This window comes from Burkholderia sp. Ac-20353 (genome assembly GCF_017104785.1).
In the GTDB taxonomy this organism is placed as follows: Bacteria; Pseudomonadota; Gammaproteobacteria; order Burkholderiales; family Burkholderiaceae; genus Burkholderia.
Map to the genome: position 1 here is coordinate 13,216 of NZ_JAAGPL010000090.1, position 19,979 is coordinate 33,194.

Annotated in this window: 15 protein-coding genes; 10 read left to right on the forward strand and 5 right to left on the reverse strand. The window is 68.1% G+C overall.

Annotation, left to right across the window (positions count from 1 at the left end):
- Window positions 1–37: 37 nt before the first annotated feature.
- From G3N94_RS23880 to G3N94_RS23905, 6 genes are all read left to right on the forward strand, one after another.
- Window positions 38–3,853: a glycosyltransferase gene (locus tag G3N94_RS23880; RefSeq protein ID WP_205795029.1), complete on the forward strand. Its 3,816-nt coding sequence runs from the start codon at window positions 38–40 to the stop codon at window positions 3,851–3,853.
- Window positions 3,850–4,827 (forward strand): glycosyltransferase family 2 protein, encoded by a 978-nt coding sequence (locus tag G3N94_RS23885; protein ID WP_205795030.1) that lies wholly within the window; start codon window positions 3,850–3,852, stop codon window positions 4,825–4,827. The genes G3N94_RS23880 and G3N94_RS23885 overlap by 4 nt, the downstream gene beginning before the upstream one ends.
- 88 nt (window positions 4,828–4,915) lie before the next feature.
- The gene (locus G3N94_RS23890) at window positions 4,916–5,761 is read left to right on the forward strand and encodes a glycosyltransferase family 2 protein (RefSeq protein ID WP_205795031.1); all 846 of its coding nucleotides are present in this window, start codon (window positions 4,916–4,918) and stop codon (window positions 5,759–5,761) included.
- Entirely contained in the window at window positions 5,758–6,723 is a 966-nt protein-coding gene (locus tag G3N94_RS23895) for an SDR family oxidoreductase (protein ID WP_205795032.1), read from the forward strand. Before G3N94_RS23890 ends, G3N94_RS23895 begins: the two co-directional genes overlap by 4 nt.
- A gap of 4 nt (window positions 6,724–6,727) precedes the next feature.
- On the forward strand, window positions 6,728–7,744 hold the full coding sequence (locus G3N94_RS23900; protein ID WP_205795043.1) for a glycosyltransferase family 4 protein: 1,017 nt from the start codon (window positions 6,728–6,730) through the stop codon (window positions 7,742–7,744).
- Between the two features lie 12 nt (window positions 7,745–7,756).
- Entirely contained in the window at window positions 7,757–9,637 is a 1,881-nt protein-coding gene (locus G3N94_RS23905) for a nucleoside-diphosphate sugar epimerase/dehydratase (RefSeq protein WP_205795033.1), read from the forward strand.
- Between the two features lie 97 nt (window positions 9,638–9,734).
- Here the strand turns inward: G3N94_RS23905 and G3N94_RS23910 are convergent, their stop codons facing one another.
- Genes G3N94_RS23910 through G3N94_RS23930 form a run of 5 tightly spaced genes read right to left on the reverse strand, consistent with a single transcriptional unit; the run spans window position 9,735 to window position 15,173 of the window.
- Complete coding sequence (locus tag G3N94_RS23910) at window positions 9,735–10,841, reverse strand: glycosyltransferase (protein ID WP_205795034.1); 1,107 nt, start codon at window positions 10,839–10,841, stop codon at window positions 9,735–9,737.
- Between the two features lie 27 nt (window positions 10,842–10,868).
- Entirely contained in the window at window positions 10,869–11,891 is a 1,023-nt protein-coding gene (galE, locus tag G3N94_RS23915) for a UDP-glucose 4-epimerase GalE (RefSeq protein ID WP_205795035.1), read from the reverse strand.
- Window positions 11,892–11,904: 13 nt separating this feature from the next.
- A complete protein-coding gene (locus G3N94_RS23920; protein WP_205795036.1) occupies window positions 11,905–13,041 on the reverse strand; it encodes a glycosyltransferase family 4 protein in 1,137 nt (378 codons plus the stop codon).
- A gap of 42 nt (window positions 13,042–13,083) precedes the next feature.
- Entirely contained in the window at window positions 13,084–13,920 is an 837-nt protein-coding gene (locus G3N94_RS23925; RefSeq protein WP_205795037.1) for a glycosyltransferase, read from the reverse strand.
- Window positions 13,917–15,173: an oligosaccharide flippase family protein gene (locus G3N94_RS23930; protein WP_205795038.1), complete on the reverse strand. Its 1,257-nt coding sequence runs from the start codon at window positions 15,171–15,173 to the stop codon at window positions 13,917–13,919. The genes G3N94_RS23925 and G3N94_RS23930 overlap by 4 nt, the downstream gene beginning before the upstream one ends.
- A gap of 239 nt (window positions 15,174–15,412) precedes the next feature.
- Here G3N94_RS23930 and G3N94_RS23935 point away from each other — a divergent pair, with 239 nt between their 5' ends.
- From G3N94_RS23935 to waaA, 4 genes are all read left to right on the forward strand, one after another.
- Complete coding sequence (locus G3N94_RS23935; RefSeq protein WP_205795039.1) at window positions 15,413–16,807, forward strand: phosphomannomutase/phosphoglucomutase; 1,395 nt, start codon at window positions 15,413–15,415, stop codon at window positions 16,805–16,807.
- Between the two features lie 52 nt (window positions 16,808–16,859).
- Window positions 16,860–17,888 (forward strand): lipopolysaccharide heptosyltransferase I, encoded by a 1,029-nt coding sequence (gene waaC / locus G3N94_RS23940; protein ID WP_277398566.1) that lies wholly within the window; start codon window positions 16,860–16,862, stop codon window positions 17,886–17,888.
- Window positions 17,889–17,926: 38 nt separating this feature from the next.
- Window positions 17,927–18,811: a Kdo hydroxylase family protein gene (locus G3N94_RS23945; RefSeq protein ID WP_205795041.1), complete on the forward strand. Its 885-nt coding sequence runs from the start codon at window positions 17,927–17,929 to the stop codon at window positions 18,809–18,811.
- Between the two features lie 37 nt (window positions 18,812–18,848).
- Window positions 18,849–19,979, forward strand: a 1,131-nt coding sequence (waaA, locus tag G3N94_RS23950) for a lipid IV(A) 3-deoxy-D-manno-octulosonic acid transferase (protein ID WP_205795042.1), incomplete at its 3' end; no start/stop codon positions are given.

Genomic DNA, 19,979 nt, shown 5'->3' on the forward strand with positions numbered 1-19,979 from the left:
GAACGGGGTTCCGGTTGGGCGTGTCGAAGGAAGTGCAATGAAAATTGAAACGGTGATCCGCGAAACACAATGGTTTGCCGAATCAGAACACGCGCAGCCTGACGTTTCCGTGCTGTTGTATGCGGGCGAGCCCGATGTGCGTCAGGTCGCCCGCTCCGTCGAGTCGGTGCTGGCGCAATCGCTCGCGGCGCTCCAGCTCGTCGTCGTCGACGATACGGGCAGCGCGCAGGTGGCGGAGTGGCTCGACGGTGCGCAGAAGCGCGATGCACGCATCGGCGTGCTGCGCCGTCACGGGTCGCTCGGCATTGCCGCGGTCGGCTGGATCGAGGCATTCGCCCGTGCGCGCGCGCCGTGGGTCGTGATCGCGAAGGCCTGCGACCAGTTCTATGCCGATGCGCTGGACAAGCTGCTCGCGTGCGCCCGCACCGATCCCGCCGCAGTGCATTTCGGCTATGTCGAAACGGCGGAGCACGCCGACGACGATGGCAATGCAACCGCGGTAGCCGCGACGGCCACCGGCGTCTCGATGGCGGAGCTGCGCACGCGCAATTTCGTCGGTCGGCATGCGGTGCTGATTCCACGCCGCGCGATCGAGGCGATCGGCTTCGTCGATCCGCATGTGCTGCTCGCGCAGACCGCCGAATGGGATTTCTGGCGCAGGCTGTCCGAGCGCTTCGAGCTGAAGGTGGCCGATGTCGCAGTCGGCGTGACCGCGCCCGCAACGGCTGCGTCCGGCGAAGACGGCTGGGCGCTCGAGGAATGGATGCGCACGCGCCGCAACGACGCGCTTCGGCCGGGCACCATCGGCAGCTACGAGATGGCTGCGCCGAACCCCGTGCACGGTCGCGCGACGCGCGAAGTCTGCGTGGACCTCGCGCAACGCATCGCAGGCGAGCAGCATGACGTCGGCGCGAATGCGGCCGACGGGGCGGACGGCTGCATCCTGATCGTGACGACCCAGTACGACGCATCGACGGCCCTTTACTTCGACATGCTGCCCGAGCCGTGGCGGCATCGCGTGCGCGTCGTCGTTCACGGCCCGAATCCGGATTTCGAGGTGCTCGCGCGCGCGACCGTATTGATCGTGTCGCGTGCGATCCGCGTCTATCGTGCGTGGCTCGACGCTGCGCGTGACCTGGGCGTTCCGTCCTACTATTTCCTCGACGACAACATGCCGGTGCTCGTCGCGGCCGGCGACGCGCGTGTGGCCGGCGAGGACTTCTCGCTCGACGCGTTGCGCCAGGATCTGCAGCAGTTCGACGGCGTGCTGTTGAGCAGCGTGCCGCTGGTCGACTACTTCCGCGAGCACGACCTGCATGCGCGTGCGTGGCATTTTCCGGTCGCCTGCGCCGAGCTCGAGCCGTTGCGCACGCAACTGGGCGCCGATCGCTGCGAGCGCGACGCAGGCGAGCTGGTGTTCGCGTTCATGGGTGGCCTGCACCGCTCGAGCGCCGTGTGGGACGTGATCGTGCCCGCACTTGTCCGGATCGCCGAGGAAGGGCAACGCATCCACTTTGTCGCACCGGGCACGGGAAGCGACACCGCGATGCTCGAAAAGTTGCCGCCGACGATGCGCGTGACGCTGCTGCCGTGGGACCACGGCTACGCGTTCGCGCTGCGGCGCTTCGCGGCGCTGTCGCCCGATTACGTGCTGCTCGCACCGGGCAAGACACGCAACAACGCATACAAGACGCTGCATCCGCTGTTGACGGCGGCGCTCGTCGACGCGGTGGCCGTACTGCCGCGCACGGATCCGTACATGAATCTCGACGACGGATCGATCGCGCTGATGGTCGACGCGCCGTTCGAGCGCGACGGCTGGTACGCGGTGCTGCGCCGGATCGTCGATGCGCGTGTCGATGCGGCCGCGATCAAGCGGAGCAACGACGCATTCTGCCGGCTGGAATTCTCCGGCGACATCAACGTGACCGCGCTGTGCGACATCGCATCGGCCGCCCACGGCGTTCCGGCATGGCCGCTCCAGTATCGGCGCCTGGACATGCTGCTGCGCAACGCGGCGGTCGGCGGCGGCCAGGGGCAGGACCGCACCACGCGCAACGACGACTGGGCGCGCAGTGTCGAGGAGCTTCATACGCTGCGCCACATGCGTCGCTATTCGTGGCGGCATCGCGTGCTGGCACGCCCGTCCGATCTCTGGGATTACTGCAGCCCCGCGTTCTGGGCCCTCAAGCGCGACACCGTGAAATACGGCTGGCGCCGCCGCGGCAGTTCGCTCGAGTTCAGCGACGGCCTGCATGTGCTGCCGCATCGCGACTACGACGTCGCGTTGCCGGCCGGTACGCTTGGCGGCTTCGCATTCGCATTCGTGGTCGACGGCCCGCGTTCCGGTACGGCGACGGTCGAGCTGATTTCGCCGGAGGGGCAGCGGATGGCGCGCGCGGAGCGCGATCTCGCGCGTGCGGACCTGGGCCAGCCGCTGCGCTTCGCGTTCGATCCGGTCGAGATCGCGGAGCCGGGGCGCTGGCGCATTCGCGTGCGCTGCCGCGCGTCGTCGCCGGTTTATGTGTTCGAGATCGTCAATCGCCGCGGGATGGGGATGTTCTACGGGCCGCCGAGCCCGTTCCTCGAAATCCTTGCGCCCGATCCGGCGCGCAGGCAGAGCCGACACCTCCCGGGCGAGGACGCGACCGCAGCGGACGACCCGGCGCGCATCGACGTCAAGTTCGTCGTCGACGGCGACATTCCGACCAACCAGATCATCCACCGGTTGATGACCGAGGCGCTCGGCGCTGACGGGCACGTGACGCAGATGCTGCTGTCGCAGTTCTCGCCGGAGGCGCTCGAAGAAGGCGGGCTCGTGATCATGAGCCGCACCGCGAGCCCCGCCGCGCTGCCGATGCTCGAATGGATGCGCATGCACGACGTGCCGTATGTCTGTTACATCGACGATAACTTCTGGGAGCTGACGGGAGATACGCCGCTCGCGCATTTCTACCAGAGCGCGCCCGTGCGCGTCACGCTCGATCGCGCGATGCAGGGTGCACGCCACATCGTCGTCAATGCGCCGCGACTCGGCGAATACATCAAGACGCGCTATCCGTCCGCGCGGATCACGCACCTGAACGCACCGTTCGACTTTTCGCTGATCGACAATCTGCCCGCGCCGATCAAGCCGGACGGCGAGGTGCGGGTCGGCTTCGCGGGCAGCGTCACGCGCGCCGAGGATTTCGTCGAGATCCAGTCGGCCCTCAAGCGCTTGCGCGAGACATACGAGCACGTCACGCTGGTGTTCTTCGGCTATTGTCCGCCCGAACTGCTTGGCCAGAGCCGCGTCACGTTCGTCCCGCATGTCGCGTCGTATTCGGAATTCATCCGGCTGAAGGCCTCGTACGGGCTCGATATCGGCCTCGCGCCGATGGCCAATCTCGCGTCGAACCTGTACAAGACCAACAACAAGTACCGCGAATACGGTGCGATGCGGATCGCCGGCATCTACACGAATACGTCCCCGTACAAGGAGAGCGTAACCGATGGCGTGACCGGGCTCCTCGTCGAGCACAATCCGGATGCGTGGTATCGCGCGCTCGAGACGCTGGTGACGGACCGCGCGCTGCGCGAACGGATCGCGGACGCAGCCTGTGCGGACATCCGGCAGAACTATGCGCAGGACGTGGTCGCCGCGCAATGGCGCGAGTTCCTGGCCGATTTCGCCGACGAAGCGCAGGCGGCCGGCAGTTCGGGCGCCGCGAAGACCGGCCGCGCGAGCGTTGCCTATATTCGCGCGCAGCGCTGGCTCGGCCATACGAAGATCCGCGCGCTGGTGTTGCAGGCCCGCGCCCGGACGAAGGTCTCGCGCGCTGCCAGACGCTTCTCCGGGAAGCACAACCGATGAGCGCGAATCACGCCAACGGGCTGGCGCATCAGGCTGTCGACGAGGACCGCGTCGCGGCCGTCATCGTCACGTACAACCCGGATCCGCTGACGCTCGGTGCGATGCTCGACGCATTGCGCTCGCAGGTCGACCGGATCGTGATCGTCGACAACGGGTCGCAGCCGGCCGTCGCGGGCCCGCTCGCCGCACTTGCGGCGCAATACGATTGCGTGTTCGACACGCTCGGCGAGAATGCCGGCATCGCGACCGCGCAGAATCGCGGCATCGAGCGCGTCCGCCGTCTCTACGACGACGTGCCGCGCGAGCGGCAATACGTGCTGCTGCTCGATCATGACAGCATTCCCGCCGCCGGCATGGTCGCGCGCCTCGTCGCCACGGACCGCCAGTTGCGTGCGCGCGGCGTGCGCGTCGGCGCGGTCGGCCCGGTATCGGTCGATCGGCGCACGGGCACGCATGCGCGTTTCATCGTGGCCGGCCGCTTCTGGCTGAACCGGGTGCCGGTTGCCGACGACGGCGATGCCGCATTGCGCGTCGATTTCCTGATCGCGTCCGGCACGCTCGTGCGCGGCGATGTATTCGACGCCGTCGGCGGCATGGATGAACGTCTGTTCATCGATCACGTCGACACCGAATGGTGCCTGCGTGCAGTGCATCGCCGCTACGCGCTGTTCGCGGTGCGCGAGGCGTTCCTGGAGCACTCGCTCGGCGACGAAGTGATTCCGATCTGGCTGGGCCGGCGGCGCGAAGTCTTCGTTCATTCGCCGGTCCGCGACTACTATATGTGCCGGAATACGCTGCTCGTCTTGCGCGGCATCCCGATGCCGCTCGCATGGCGTGCGTTTCTCGTCGTGCGCATGCTCGGATCGGTCGCGTTCTTCGGCCTGGGCGTCGCGCCGCGGGGCGTCAGGCTGCGGCGGATGTGGCAGGGCCTGCGTGACGGATTCGCGGGGCGCGGCGGGACGCGCGGGTTCTGAGCAACGCGCTTGAGACCAGCTTTTTCACCGCGGATCGGGATGCCTTCGGGCATCCGGGCCGCCCAAGAGGCGACGCAGCCACGATTTCATGAGTTCTGACAACATGCCGCCGATCCAGCGTGCGAGCCTCTCCATTTCGATCGTCGTGTACCGCCCGGACGAAGCGTTGCTGGCGCGCACGATGTCGAGCCTCTCGCAGGCTTGCGCATACGCGCGCGCGCGCCTGCCGGATTTCGAGGCCGAGCTGGTCCTGGTCGACAACGGCGGCCTGGGCGACGTGTCGGACGCAGAGCGCGCGCTGCGCGCGAGCGGTGTGCCGTGCGCGATCGTGTCGGGTCACGGCAACGTCGGCTACGGACGCGGCCACAACCTGGCGATCGAGCAGACCGAAAGCCGCTATCACCTCGTCCTGAATCCCGACATCGACCTCGCGCCGTCCGCGCTGTTCACCGCGCTCGCGTTTCTCGACGCGCATCCGCAGGCGGGCCTGCTGACGCCGAGCATCCGCGACGACGACGGCGGGCTGCAGTATCTGTGCCGCCGCTTCCCGACGCTGATCGACCTGTTCGTGCGCGGCTTCGCGCCGGCCGGCGTGCGCCGCCGCTTCGCCGCGCGGCTCGCGCGCTACGAGATGCGCGACCTGATCACCGAGCGCGACCCGCTGTGGGATCCGCCGATCGTCAGCGGCTGCTTCATGCTGTTTCGCACCGACGTGCTCAAGCGGCTCGACGGCTTCGATCCGCGCTACTTCCTGTATTTCGAGGATTACGACCTGAGCCTGCGCACGCACGAAGTCGCGCGGGTCGCCTACGTGCCCGCGGTGCAGGTCGTGCACCACGGCGGCGGCGCGTCGCGCAAGGGGTGGGCGCACATCCGGATGTTCGCCGCATCCGCGTTCCGCTTCTTCAACCGCTTCGGCTGGAGGCTGTGGTGAGTCATATCGTCGTGAGCGGCGCGAACGGGTTCGTCGGGCGCGCGCTGTGCCGGCTCGCGCTCGAACGCGGCCATCAGGTGACCGCGCTCGTGCGGCGGCCGGGCGGCTGCGTGCCGGGCGTGCGCGAATGGGTGCATGCGGCGGCCGATTTCGACGGCATCGACGCGGCGTGGCCCGCTGGCCTGCGCGCGGACTGCGTCGTTCATCTGGCGGCGCGTGTGCACGTGATGCGCGACGAGGCCGCCGATCCGCAGGCCGCATTCGACGCGACGAACGTCGCCGGCACGCTGCGCCTCGCCGGCGCGGCGCGCGCGCATGGCGCGTCGCGATTCGTGTTCGCGAGCAGCGTGAAGGCGATCGCGGAGGTGGACGAAGGCGTGCCGCTCGCCGAGGACGTGCCGCCGCGCCCGCAGGATCCGTACGGGCGCTCGAAGCTGAAGGCCGAGCGCGCGCTCGCCGAGCTGCGCGCAGCGAACGGCCTCGATGTCGTGATCGTGCGTCCGCCGCTCGTCTACGGCCCCGGCGTGCGCGCCAATTTCCTGCAGATGATGAACGCGGTATCGCGTCGACTGCCGTTGCCGCTCGGAGCGGTCGACGCGCGGCGCAGCATCGTGTTCGTGGACAACCTGGCCGACGCGCTGCTGCGCTGCGCGGTCGACCCGCTTGCCGCGAACGGTTGCTTTCATGTCGCGGATGACGATACGCTTTCAGTTTCCGCGATGCTGCGGGCGATCGGCCGCGCGCTCGGCAAGCGGGCCGTGCTCGTGCCGGTGCCGGTCGCGGTGCTGTGCGCCGCCGGTGCGCTGGCCGGGCGCGCGGACCAGATCGACCGGCTGACGCGAAGCCTGCAGCTGGACACGTCCCATCTGAAGGACGTGCTCGCGTGGCAGCCGCCGTATACGACAGAGCAGGGGCTCGCGCGAACCGCGGCATGGTTCAACGCGCGCCACCATGACGAATGATCCGATGCACTTTGCCATGAATTCCTGGAGCGGGGCGCTGGCCGTCGCGCTCGTCGCGGCGGTCGCCACCACGGTGATCCTGCGCTTCCTGCTGGCCACCGGCCTCGCATGGCGTCTCGCGACCGACGTGCCCAACCAGCGCTCGCTGCACGTGCGCCCGACGCCGCGAGTCGGCGGCCTGGGCATCGCGCCGGTCTGCATCGCGGCGTTCCTGTGGGTCGCGCCGAGCCTGTGGCTGATCGCCGCCGGCGTGCTGTTGCTCGCCGCCGTCTCGCAGATCGACGACCGGCGCGGCCTGCCCGCGCGCGTGCGGTTTGCCGCGCACCTGTGCGCGGTGGCGGCGCTACTCGCCGCCTATCCGGCCGGGCCGTGGTGGGCGCTCGCCGCGATCGGCTTCCTGATGCTGTGGCTGATCAACCTGTACAACTTCATGGACGGCGCGGACGGCCTCGCGGGCGGCATGGCGATGTTCGGCTTCGGCGCCTACGCGTATGCGGCGCTGGCCGGCGGCGGGCAGGCGTCTGCCGATCTGGCCCTGGCGGCGGCCGCCGTCGCGGGCGCCGCGTTCGGCTTCGTGCTGCTCAATTTCCATCCGGCGCGCCTGTTTCTCGGCGATGCGGGGTCGATTCCGCTCGGCTTCCTCGCCGGCGCGCTCGGCTACTGGGGATGGCGGTGCGGCGCGTGGCCCGTCTGGTTTCCCGCGGTGGTGTTCGCGCCCTTTATTGCGGACGCATCTGTAACACTTCTGCGACGTTTGTTACGTGGCGAAAAGTTCTGGGAAGCGCACCGCGAGCATTATTATCAGCGGATGGTGCGTTCCGGTATCGGGCACAGGCGCACCGCCTTGTACTGGTACCTCGTGATGCTCGCAGGCATAATGGTCGCCGTATGGGCATTAGGCCGTCCCGCACTGCAGCAATGGAGTCTCGCCGCCGCCTGGTATGGCGTGCTGGCGTGTATCGGCGCCGCGATCGATCTTCGCTGGCGTCGCGCACGGATATCCGCTGACAATAAATCTTGAGGTCTCTCGCCGATGTTGCGTTCCAAGGCATCATGGCTGTCGCTGAGTGCTTTCCTGTTCGACGTGCTGGCGGTGGTTGCCGCTTGGCTGTTCGCCTATCTCGTCCGTTTCAACGGCAGCATCCCGCCTGATTTCCTCGGCGGCGCGCTCACCGCGCTCGCCTGGGTGCTGCCCGTCTACGCGCTGATGTTCCACGTGTTCGGGCTGTATCGCGGCCTGTGGGTGTTCGCGAGCCTGCCCGACCTGATGCGGATCTCGAAGGCGCTTGCCGGCGGCGGCGTGATCGTGATGATCGGCGCCGTGATGTTCCAGCCGTCGCCGATCATCCCGCGTTCGGTGCTGCTGGTGTCGCCGCTGATGCTGTTCCTGATGATGGGTGGCGCACGGGCGTTGTACCGCGCGACGAAGGAGTTCTACCTGTACGGCGGGCTCGTCGGGCAGGGCAAGCCGATACTCGTGCTCGGCGCGGGCACGGCGGGCGCGAGCCTCGCGCGCGAGCTGTCGCGCTCGGGCGAATGGCGGCTCGTCGGCCTGCTCGACGACGACGTGACCAAGCAGGGGCGCGAGATTTACGGCTACAAGGTGCTCGGTTCGTTCAACGACCTGAAGCACTGGACCGATGCGCTGAAGGTCGAATACGCGATCATCGCGATTCCGTCGGCCACCGTCGAGACGCAGCGCCGGGTTGCGACGCTGTGTGTGCGGGCCGGCGTGAAGGCGATGGTGCTGCCGTCGCTGACCGCGTTGATGCCGGGGCAAGGCTTCCTGTCGCAGGTCCGGAACATCGACCTCGAGGATCTGCTCGGCCGCGACGCGGTGACGATCGACACGCCGCACGTCGAAGCGCTGTTGCGCGGCCGCGTCGTGATGGTGACGGGCGCGGGCGGCTCGATCGGCTCCGAGCTGTGCCGGCAGATCCTGCGCTTCGCGCCTGCGCAGCTCGTCGCGTTCGACCTGTCCGAATATGCGATGTACCGGCTGACCGAAGAGCTGCGCGAGCGCTTCCCGGGCCAGCCCGTCGTGCCGATCATCGGAGACGCGAAGGATTCGCTGCTGCTCGATCAGGTGATGGCGCGCCACGCGCCGCACATCGTGTTCCATGCGGCGGCGTACAAGCACGTGCCGCTGATGGAAGAGCTGAACGCATGGCAGGCGCTGCGTAACAACGTGCTCGGCACGTACCGGGTCGCCCGCGCGGCAATCCGCCACGACGTGCGCCACTTCGTGCTGATCTCGACCGACAAGGCCGTGAACCCGACCAACGTGATGGGGGCGAGCAAGCGTCTCGCGGAGATGGCATGCCAGGCGCTGCAGCAGACGAGCGAGCGCACGCAGTTCGAGACGGTGCGCTTCGGCAACGTGCTCGGTAGCGCGGGCAGCGTGATTCCGAAGTTCCAGCAGCAGATCGCGAAGGGCGGGCCGGTGACGGTCACGCACCCGGAGATCACGCGCTTCTTCATGACGATTCCGGAAGCGTCGCAACTCGTGCTGCAGGCATCGAGCATGGGGCGGGGCGGCGAGATCTTCATTCTCGAGATGGGCGAGCCGGTCAAGATCGTCGATCTCGCGCGCGACCTGATCCGCCTGTACGGTTTCTCCGAAGGGCAGATCCGCATCGAGTTCACGGGGCTGCGGCCGGGCGAGAAGCTCTACGAGGAGCTGCTGGCCGATGACGAAACGACGACGCGCACGCCGCATCCGAAGCTGCGGATCGCACGGGCCCGCGAAGTGCCGGACAACCTGCTCGACGAACTGCTGCCGTGGCTGATGCAGCATCGTGTGCTCGGCGACGACGAAGTGCGGCGCGACCTGCGGCGCTGGGTGCCCGAGTACCAGTCGGCGATCGCGCCGGTGTTGCAGAGCGTGCCGAGCCGCGCCGCGTCGAACGAGTGAAGTTCGCGGGTCCGCCAGCCGGCGGGCCGGGCCGGACCGGCAACAAAAAAGCGCCCGCGGGGCGCTTTTTTGTTGTGTCACGAACGTCGCTGCCGGCTCAGTGAATGCGCCGATGCTTGCGCACCACCATCCACCGCGGCGTCCTGAACCGCACGATGCTGATATACAGCCACACATAGGTCAGCGCGAACAGCACGACGAACGCAAAAAGGTGCACCGTGTGCCGCCAGAACAGCGTTGCCGGAATTACGGCGACGAGGCACAGCAGCCACAGATACGGCGACGTCAGCGAATTGCGCCGCGTCAGGTCGTGCGCGTGCTTCGTGCCGACGGCCCAGCGCATCAGGCGCTTGTAGACGAGCATGTGCAGGTGCACGCCGTCCGGAATCCCGGGCGACATCCCGCGAACGAACTTCTTCCGGTAGATCGAAAAGCAGGTCTCGAAGATCGGATACATGAACAGCAGCACCGGGTACCACGCGGACACCTCGCGGTGCCGCATCACCAGCATGATCGCGAGTTCCGCGAGCATGAAACCGATGAAGTACGCGCCGCCGTCGCCGAGGAAGATCAGCCCGGCCGGGAAGTTCCACACGAAGAAGCCGATCACCGCGCCCATCATGATGAAGCATGCCGACATCACGACCGGGTCACCGACCTGGAACGCGACGTACGCGAGCGATGCGAACATCATGAAGCTGACCATCGACGCGAGCCCGTTGAAGCCGTCGATGATGTTGACCGCGTTCGCGAGCGCCGCGACTGCGAGCACGGTCACGCCGAACGAAATCGCGACGTAGCCGAGCAGGAAGTCGAGCGGCGGCACGCTGATGCGCGTGACCGCGATGTTCAGCGCCGCGAACGCGAGCGCGGCCGCACCCATCGTGCACAGCAGCCGCGCGCGCGGCGACACGCGCTTGGTCAGGTCCTCGACGAGCCCGGACAGGAACGCCGGCATCCCGCAGCCGACGAGGCCGAGCACGCTGCCGGCGATCGTCGGGTAGCGCTCCAGCAGAATCAGCGCCGATACGACGACCCCGGCCAGGATCCCGACGCCCCCGACGCGCGGCACGGGCCGCACGTGGAATTTCTGCACGCCGGCCAGATCGCTGTCGACCGAAAATCGCTCGTGCAGATGCGCGTAACGCACGATGAAGAGCGTGACGAGCAGGGACACGATGAAGCCGGACGCGAAGCTGAGCATGGGATCGCTCGGAAATGGGACAGCGGATTATACAAAACCGCGCGGGTTGTTTTCCTGCCAGCGCCAGTGGTCCGCGCACATTTCGTCGAGGCCGAATTTCGCGCGCCAGCCGATCACGTCGGCGGCCGCCTGCGGGTTCGCGTAGCACTCGGCGACGTCGCCCGGGCGGCGCGCGACGAGTTCGTACGGCACCGGCCGGCCGGACGCCTTCTCGAACGCGCGCACCACTTCGAGCACGCTGTAGCCCTGGCCCGTCCCGAGGTTCACGACGAAGCTCGCATCGCGCTTCACGAGCGCGTCGAGCGCGGCGATGTGCCCTTGCGCGAGATCGACGACGTGAATGTAGTCACGCACGCCCGTGCCGTCCGGCGTCGGGTAGTCGGAGCCGAACACGCGCAGCTTATCGAGCTTGCCGACCGCGACCTGCGCGACATACGGCATCAGGTTGTTCGGGATGCCGGCCGGATCCTCGCCGATCTGCCCGCTCGCATGCGCGCCGACCGGGTTGAAGTAGCGCAGCGTCGCGATCCGCCACGTCGGATCCGACACTTCGAGATCGCGCAGGATCTGTTCGGCGATCAGCTTCGACTGGCCGTACGGGTTGGTCGCCGACAGCGGGAACGATTCGTCGATCGGCGAACGCTCCGGCACGCCGTACACGGTTGCCGACGAGCTGAACACGAACTGCCGTACGTTGCGCTCGCGCATCACCTTGAGCACCGTGAGCAGGCCGCCGATGTTGTTCTGGTAGTACTCGAGCGGCTTCGCGACCGATTCGCCGACCGCCTTGAGCGCCGCGAAATGGATCGTGCCGGTGATCGGGTGCGCGTCGAATACCTTCGCGAGCGCGGCTTCGTCGCATACGTCGACCTGATGGAATGCGGGCGTCTTGCCGGTGATCTGCGCGATGCGCCGGATCGATTCGGCCTTGCTGTTGACGAGGTTGTCGACGATGACGACGTCATAGCCGTGATCGAGCAGCTCGACGGCGGTATGCGAGCCGATGTAACCGGCGCCACCCGTCACGAGAATCGTTCCTTTCGCTGTCATGGTTTCCGCTCCTTCAGAGATTGACGCCAGTCAAGGCGCGTATGGTGATTGTGTAGCGTTCGATGACCTTCTGTTCGTCGAATTCGGCGACCACCTTCTGCCGGCCGCGCGCGCCCATCGCCGCGCGTCCGGCGGCGCCGAGCTCGATCATCTGCGTAACGCGCGCAGCGAGGCTCGCGCTGTCGCGCACGGTGCACAACAGGCCCGTCTCGCCGTCGGCGACGACGTCGCGGCAGCCCGGCACGTCGGTCGCGACGATCGGGCGCGCCATCGCGGACGCCTCCATCAGCGTGCGCGGCACGCCTTCGCGGTATGACGGCAGCACGACGCAGTCGGCCGCGGCGATGTGCGGCCGCACGTCGTGCGCTTCGCCGAGATACTCGACGACGCCTTCGCGCACCCACGCGTCGACGTCGGCGCGGCCGATCGCGCTCGGGTTGTCGACGCCGAGCGGGCCGAGCAGCTGGAAGCGCGCATGCGGATAGCGCGCGCGCACCGCGCGGGCAGCCTCGACGTACTCGCGCACACCCTTGTCCCACAGCAGCCGGCCGATCAGGATGAAGACGGGCGCGTCGCCCGCGGGCAGCGGCACCGGCGCGAACTGCTCGAGGTCGACGCCCTCGCCGTGCAGCAGGCGCGCGCGGTCCGGATGCGCGAGCAGCCGTTCGTCGGAGAAGGTCGCGAGATCGTCGCGGTTCAGGAACCAGACTTCACGCGGGAAGCGGAACGCAAAGCGGTAGAGCCGCTTTGCGATGCTCGCCGCGCGGCTCTTCTGGATGAACACGTAGCCGAGCCCGGTCGTCACCGCGATCGACGGCACGCGTGCGAGCCATGCGGCGACGGAGCCATAGATGTTCGGCTTGATCGTGTAGTGGAACACGAGGTGCGGCTTGAGCGCACGGTAATGGCGATACAGCGCGGCGAGCGTGCCGAGATCCTCGCGCGGGCTCGTGCCCTTCGACGCGACCGTGAGCGGCACATAGCGGCAGCCCATCTGCTCGAGCAGCGGCACCGTGCGGTCGTGCGGCGCGGCGACGATCACCTCGGCGCCGCGTGCGACGAGCATCCGGATCAGCCCGTGGCGATACGTATGGATCGCCCAGGCCGTGTTGCAGACGAGCACGATGCGCAGCGGGGAGGTGACGGTCATGAAAAAAAGAAAAAATAATGCGTCGAAATTGCCGAAACAGCGTCAAGTGGATGGCCGCGCCGCGAACAACGTCTGCTTGATCCGCTGCAATGTCCGGTATGGGGTCACGAAATGCAGCAGGTTCTTCGCGAGGCCGGCCCAGTCGTACGGGTTCAGCACGTTGAAATGGCGCAGCAGCAGTGCGAGTGTCGACATCAGTTGCCGGCGACGTTTGGTCGCGCTGATCCCGCCTTCGTTGAGCTCGTAGTAGAGGCCGAGTTCGGGCAAATTCGCGCAATCGTAGCGTTGCATTAAGCGCAAAAAAAGATCGAGATCCTCGGCGGCGCGATATTTCGCGCGGTAATTGCCGACTTCGCGCACGGCATCGACGCGCAGCATGACAGAAGGATGCACGAGCGGCGAGCGCAGAAAGCGCGTGCGGCGCAGCGCGCGCGGATCGGCGGGCGGCGTCAGCATGAAGCGCGGCTCGCCGGCGCGCGACACGACCTGCGTCCACATGCCGACGCAGGCGACGCGCGGATGCGCATCGAGATATGCGCGCTGCTTCGCGAGCCGCTGCGGTGCGGCGAGATCGCCGGCGTCGATGCGGGCCGCGTAGCGGAAGCCGCGTGCGGCGAGCGCGTCGATGCCGGCCTCGAGCGCGCGCTCGATCCCGCCGTTCTGCGGCATGCGCAGCACCTCGACCGCGAGGCCCGGCAAATCAGGCACCGCGATGGGCGGCGTGCTGCCGTCGTCGACGACCAGTACGTGCACGGGCGCATCCTCGTGAAACGACGCGAGGGACCGGATGACGTCGTCGTTCGCGTTGTACGCCGGCATCAGGACAGCCACGTCGTCGAGCGGGCCGGCATTGCGCGATGCGGAAATAGGGGACGTCATGGGCGCAGCTTGAAACGGATGTAATAAAAGTTGACGGCGGCGGCGGCCAGGTAGCCGCCCGCGAGCCCGACGAGTGCGCCGTACAGGCCGAGGCGCGGGATCGCGAGCACGTTGACGAGCGCGGCGATCGCGAGCGCGAGCACCCATTTCGTCAACAACACGAATTTTGCTTGATATTTGAGAACGATAAGATTGCCTATCGCCTCGATGCCGGCCGGCACGGACAGCCAGACGGCCCAGCGGAAGATGTCGACCGACGCTTCGTAGCCTGGCCCGAACACCTTGCCGACGACGAGCGGGGCGAGCGCGTCGAGCACGAGCGCGCCGGCGGTCATCAGCGCGGCCGTCATCGCGATCAGCCGGACGATGTTGCGGCGCAGTTGCGCGATGTCCTGCACGCGGTAGACGAATGCGGGTGCGATCGTCTGCGCGAGCATCAGCGCGAGCGTGATCCAGTTCTCGTTCAGCTGCTGCGCGGCCGCGTAGCGGCCGAGATCGGCGAACGACACGTGGCGCTCGAGCATCAGGCGGTCGAGCTTGAGGAACAGGTACATGCAGATGAGGCCGAGCCAGAACACCGTGCCGGCCGTCGCGAAATGCCTGAACAGCGGCCGGTCGAGCGTCCAGCCGAGCGTGCCGCCGTTGCGCTGCCGGTAGTACAGCAGCAGGACGATGCCGATCGCGGCGGCTTCGAGTGCCCACAGCCACGAGAAGGGCGCGGGGCCGGCGGCGGCGCGCACCAGCAGCCACACGAGCACGGCCTTGACGAGCGCGGTGGCCATGCTGGTAACGAGCTGCGGCTTGCTGTAGGTCTGGCTTTGCAGCCACGCGTTGACGACGCCGACGAACGGTTCGCGGAAGATCATCGTCACCGCGAGGCCGGCGAGCATCGCGCCGACGAGCGGGTCGAACGCGCCCGCGGCGATCGCGATCCAGGTCGCGGCGAGCGCGGCGGCCGATACGGCGATGCGCAGCGCGAACGCGCTGCCGAGCACCGCGCCGAGCTGGCCGGCCGGCCGCTGCACGATGGTCGGAACGAGGATTTCCGCGCCGCACACCCAGGTGAGCGGCGCCAGCACGAGGAGTAAGGTATTCGCATACTGCCATTTGCCGAACACGTCCGGCCCGAAATATCGGGCCAGAAGGCCGCTGATCGCGATCGCGACGCCAATCTGCGTGAGCCGTTCGAGTCCGAGCCAGACGAGGTTCGCGACGGCTTTCGCGACATCCGGGTTCGCGAAGCGCTTCAGCATGGCGCGACGCGGCGGTGCCCGCCCGTAACGGCCAAAATGGCGCCGGAAGGCGCCAGCATAGAGGCGGCGGGACGGCTAGGCATTAAAATGGGCGGCATCCGCGTAATCAAAACCAGCGATTATAAGTTGGATCGGGGTCCCGCCAGCCATCCCGATCAACGCCGCCGCGCCGGGTGTCAGGCCGGGCACCGGCAACGAGGCGGCCAGAATTTTCCATGCACGCAACCGAGAGTGAATCGATGATTTCCCAATCCATCTTCAAGGCATATGACATTCGCGGCGTGGTCGGCAAGACGCTCGACGCCGACGTGGCGCGCGCGATCGGCCGTGCGTTCGGCAGCGAAGTGCGCGCGCAGGGCGGCGATGCGGTCGTCGTCGCGCGCGACGGCCGCCTGTCCGGGCCCGAGCTCGTCGGCGCGCTCGCCGACGGCCTGCGTGCGGCGGGCGTCGATGTCGTCGACGTCGGCATGGTGCCGACCCCGGTCGGCTATTTCGCGGCCAGCGTGCCGCTCGCGCTGAAGGGCGGCGAGCGCCGTGTGGATTCGTGCATCGTCGTGACGGGCAGCCACAATCCGCCGGACTACAACGGCTTCAAGATGGTGCTGCGCGGCGCGGCGATCTACGGCGAGCAGATCCAGGCGCTGTACAGCCGCATCGTCGATGAGCGCTTCGAGTCGGGCAGCGGCGAATACGAGCAGTTCGACGTGGCCGACCAGTACATCGCCCGCATCACTAGCGACATCAAGCTCGCACGGCCGCTGAAGATTGTCGCCGACGCCGGCAACGGCGTTGCCGGGCCGCTCGCGACGCGCCTGTTCAAGGCGCTCGGCTGCGAGCTCGTCGAGCTGTTCACCGATATCGACGGCAACTTCCCGAACCACCACCCCGATCCCGCGCACCCGGAAAACCTGCAGGACGTGATCCGCGCGCTGAAGGAAACCGACGCCGAGATCGGCTTCGCGTTCGACGGCGACGGCGATCGTCTGGGCGTCGTCACGAAAGACGGCCAGATCATCTATCCGGACCGCCAGCTGATGCTGTTCGCCGAGGAAGTGCTGTCGCGCAACCCGGGCGCGCAGATCATCTACGACGTGAAGTGCACGCGCCATCTCGCGCAGTGGGTGCGCGAGAAGGGCGGCGAGCCGCTGATGTGGAAGACGGGCCACTCGCTCGTGAAGGCGAAGCTGCGCGAGACGGGCGCGCCGCTCGCGGGCGAGATGAGCGGCCACGTGTTCTTCAAGGATCGCTGGTACGGCTTCGACGACGGCCTCTACACGGGCGCGCGGCTGCTCGAGATCCTCGCGAAGACGGCCGACCCGAGCGCGCTGCTGAACGCGCTGCCGGACGCGATGAGCACGCCGGAACTGCAGCTCAAGCTCGAGGAAGGCGAGAACTTCCGCCTGATCGCGCAGCTGCAGAAGGAAGCGAAGTTCGACGGCGCCGACGAAGTCGTGACGATCGACGGCCTGCGCGTCGAATACCCGGACGGCTTCGGCCTCGCGCGTTCGTCGAACACGACGCCGGTCGTCGTGCTGCGCTTCGAGGCCGAGACGCAGGAAGGCCTGGAGCGCATCCAGGAAGACTTCCGCCGCGTGCTGACGGCGGCGAAGCCTGACGTGAAGCTGCCGTTCTGAGCGCGGGCGGCGGCGTGGCCGCCGCCGGCGCGATAAAATCGCGTCTTTATGTCTGTCGCCGGCCGCCAGCCGGCGTTTTTTCAGCGTGCAAAAGATCCTGATCGTGCGCGTGTCGTCGCTGGGCGACGTCGTGCACAACATGCCGGTGATCGCCGACATCCGGCGGCGCCATCCCGATGCGCAGATCGACTGGCTCGTCGAGGAAGGCTTCGTCGACCTCGTGCGGCTCGTCGACGGCGTGCGCAACGTGCTGCCGTTCTCGCTGCGCCGCTGGCGCAAGAAGCCGTTCGCGGGCGCGACCTGGCGCGAGATCCGCGCGTTCCGCAAGCGGCTCGCGGCCGAGCGCTACGACCTCGTGATCGATTGCCAGGGGCTCATCAAGACCGCATGGGTCGCCAGCTGGGCGCGCGGGCCGCTCGTCGGCCTCGGCAACCGCACCGACGGCGCCGGCTACGAATGGCCCGTGCGCTTCTTCTACCGCAAGCGCGTGCCGATCGAGCCGCGCACACATGTGATCGAGCGGTCGCGGCAGCTCGTCGCGGCCGCGCTCGGCGATCCGGCGCCAACCCCGGCCGATCCGGTCGACTTCGGTCTCGACACGGCTGCGGCATCGCGCGCGGTCGCCGCGCTCGGGCTGAACCTGCCGGTGCCGTACGTCGTGTTCGTCCATGCGACGTCGCGCGCCGACAAGCAATGGCCGGACGCCGCGTGGATCGAGCTCGGCCAGTCGCTCGTGCGGCGCGGCGCATCGCTCGTGCTGCCGTGGGGCAACGACGCGGAGCGCGCGACGAGCGAGCGGCTCGCGAAGGAGTTCGGCGCGGCGGCGATCGTGCCGCCGAAGCTGTCGCTGCCGGCGGTCGTCGGCCTGATCGACGGCGCGGCGGCGACAATCGGGGTTGATACAGGTCTGGTTCACATCGCGGCCGCGCTGAAGCGTCCGACGGTCGAACTGTACAATTTCGCGACGGCCTGGCGCACGGGCGGCTACTGGTCGCCGAACGTCGTCAACCTCGGCACGGCGGGGCAGCCCCCGTCGATCGCGCAAGTGAAGTCGGCGCTCGCGGGCTTCGGCCTCCTGTAACGCATCCGCGTTCCATCTGTAACCAGACCGTTGCGATCATGAGCGAATCCCAGATCATCGAAGTCTCGTCCGCCGACTGGCGCGGCCACAACCTGTCGGTGCCGCGCGAGCAGTTGCTCGCGGCGGTCGAGGAGGGCAAGGTGCTGTATTTCCCGCACCTGCGCTTCGCGATCGACGGCGGCGAGGAAGCGTTGCTCGATCCGGCGCTCGCCGATCCGAAACGCAAGAACATCAGCCTGGCGCCGAACGGCGGCGCGCTCGCCGGCGTGCTCGGCGACAGCGTCACGCAATCGGCGGTGCGCGCGCTCGTCGCGCGCTTCCAGCAGCAGGCCGGCACGCTCGTCGACGGCCTGTTTCCCGAATACCGCGGCAAGCTGCGCGTCGCGCCGACGAGCCTGCGGCTGATGCAGGTCGAAACGCGCCAGACGTCGTGGCGCAAGGACGACAGCCGGCTGCACGTCGACGCGTTCCCGTCGCGCCCGAACTACGGCGAGCGGATCCTGCGCGTGTTCACGAACGTGAACCCGGCCGGCGCGCCGCGCGTGTGGCGCGTGGGCGAGCCGTTCGAGGACGTCGCGAAGCGCTTCCTGCCACAGATCCGGCCGCAGTTCCCGGGCTCCGCATGGCTGCTCAACCTGCTGCACGTGACGAAGACGCCGCGCAGCGCGTACGACCACCTGATGCTGAACCTGCACGACAGCATGAAGGCCGATCTCGACTATCAGAAGACGAGCCCGCAGCAGACGATGCCGTTCCCGCCGGGCAGCGTGTGGATATGTTTCTCGGATCAGACTTCGCACGCTGTGATGTCCGGCCAGTTCATGCTGGAGCAGACGTTCTTCCTGCCGGTCGATGCGATGGTGCGCCGCGAATGCGCGCCGCTCGGCATCCTCGAACGCCTGAAGGGCAGGGCGCTGGTTTGAGCGCGCGCCGCAATCGACAACACGGAGTGGCTGCTTCATGCTGAGGGCGATCTATCGCGCACTGTGGTGGCTCATCGCGCCGATCGCCGTCGTGCGTCTCTACGTGCGCTCGCGCAAGGAGCGCGGGTACCGCGAACACGTCGGCGAGCGCTTCGGCTACGGGCCCGGTCGCGCGAGCGACGACCGCACGCCGCTGATCTGGGTGCATGCGGTGTCGGTCGGCGAGACGCGCGCCGCGCAGCCGCTGATCGACGCGCTGATGCAAGCGCGCCCGGACGCGCGCATCCTGCTCACGCACATGACGCCGAGCGGCCGTGCGACCGGCGAGCAGATCTTCGGCGATCGCGTGCTGCGCAGCTACCTGCCGTACGACATGCCGGGCGCGGTGCGGCGCTTCCTGCGCGCGTGGCGGCCGACGCTCGGCCTCGTGATGGAAACGGAAGTGTGGCCGACGCTGATCGACGAGTGCCGCCGCGCGGACGTGCCGCTCGTGCTGACCAATGCGCGGATGTCGGCGCGTTCGTTCAGGCGCGCCGGAAAGTTCGGCTCGGCCGCGCGCGACGTGTTCGGCGGTTTCTCGCGCGTGCTCGCGCAGAGCCCGGCCGATGCGGAGCGCCTGACGTCGCTCGGCGCGCGCAACGTGGCGGTGCTCGGCAACCTGAAGTTCGACATGACGACGCCGCCGGAACTCGCGGCGCGCGGCCATGCGTGGCGCGACGCGATCGGCGCGCGGCCCGTGTGGGTCGCCGCCAGCACGCGCGAGAACGAGGAAGCGCTGGTGCTGCAGGCGTTCGCGGCCGTGACGACGCCCGGTGCGCTGCTGATCCTCGTGCCGCGTCATCCGCAACGCTTCGCCGAGGTCGAGGCGCTGGTCGAGCGCAACGGCTTCAAATGCGTGCGGCGTTCCGCGTGGGCGGCCGATGCCGCAGCGCTCGCGGCGGGCCGTCCTGCCGCGCCACCGCTGCCGTCCGACGTGACGGTGCTGCTCGGCGACTCGATGGGCGAGCTGGGCGCGTACTATGCGGCCGCGGACGTCGCGTTCATCGGCGGCAGCCTGCTGCCGCTCGGCGGGCAGAACCTGATCGAGGCGTGCGCGGTCGGCGTGCCGGTGCTGATCGGGCCGCACGTGTTCAACTTCACGCAGGCGACTGCCGATGCGGTCGCGGCC